The sequence below is a fragment of the Pseudomonas sp. SDO5532_S415 genome (assembly GCF_054071155.1).
Genome location: NZ_JBSVWS010000366.1, coordinates 1 through 1,056, shown reverse-complemented (window position 1 = coordinate 1,056; position 1,056 = coordinate 1). Strand labels below are relative to the sequence as shown.

The 1,056-nt window shown below is 56.8% G+C and carries 1 protein-coding gene; it reads left to right on the top strand.

Going from position 1 to position 1,056, the window contains the following annotated elements:
• Positions 1 to 345 precede the first annotated feature (345 nt).
• Positions 346 to 984, top strand: coding sequence for a peroxiredoxin (locus tag ACW9HW_RS30130; protein WP_095196290.1), 639 nt, complete (start codon positions 346 to 348; stop codon positions 982 to 984).
• The last annotated feature ends 72 nt before the right edge of the window (positions 985 to 1,056 follow it).

Genomic DNA, 1,056 nt, shown 5'->3' with positions numbered 1-1,056 from the left:
CGGTCGACTGAAATGTTGACTGACACGACGCTTTCGCGAGCAGGCTCGCTCCCACGGTGGGGAAATCGATGCAAAAAAAGCCCCGCCCGGCATCACGCCGGGCGGGGCTTTTGCGTTTTCAAGCCGGGCTCACCCCCGTAAACCCGCCTTGAAGTTCCCTCTTTTACAGCAACTCAAGGCCTTCTCGAACCTTGTGGCCGATGTTCAATGGGATATGAACTCGCGTCCAGTGAACAGATCTTTAATATTTCTTTTAGGTCTAAATAAATCGATATTTATTCTTTTTAATAGATAAAAAACGCAGGCACAGTTGAGCTCAACCAGCACTCATCAAGGAGCAGCACCATGAGCATCAGACTGGGCGATATCGCCCCCGACTTCGAACAGGATTCCAGCGCCGGCACCATCCGGTTCCATCAGTGGCTGGGCGATAGCTGGGGCGTACTGTTTTCCCACCCGGCGGACTTCACGCCGGTATGCACCACCGAACTCGGCTTCACGGCCAAATTGAAAGATGAATTCGCCAAGCGTGGGGTCAAGGCCATCGCACTGTCCGTCGATCCGGTGGATTCGCACCACCGCTGGATCGAAGACATCAACGAAACCCAGAATACCGTCGTTAATTTCCCGATCCTCGACGACGCCGACCGCAAGGTCTCGGACCTCTACGACCTGATCCATCCCAACGCCAACGACACCCTGACCGTGCGCTCGCTGTTCGTGATCGACCCGAACAAGAAGGTGCGGCTGACCATCACCTACCCGGCGAGCACCGGCCGCAACTTCCACGAAATCCTGCGGGTGATCGACTCGCTGCAGCTCACCGACAACCACAAGGTGGCCACCCCGGCCAACTGGCAGGACGGTGACGAGGTGGTCATCGTGCCTTCGCTCAAGGATGAAGAGGAAATCAAGCAGCGCTTTCCCAAGGGGTATCGTGCGGTGAAGCCTTACTTGCGCCTGACGCCGCAACCGAACCGTTGAGTCATTGAGCCTTGTGGTGTGGCGAATGCCCCTTTCGCGAGCAGGCTCGCTCCCACAGTCGTACGCGGTCAA

What these genes read in the sequence shown, in the direction of transcription:
- ACW9HW_RS30130 (WP_095196290.1), top strand. Translation starts at nt 346, where the DNA reads ATGAGCATCAGACTGGGCGATATCGCCCCCGACTTCGAACAGGATTCC.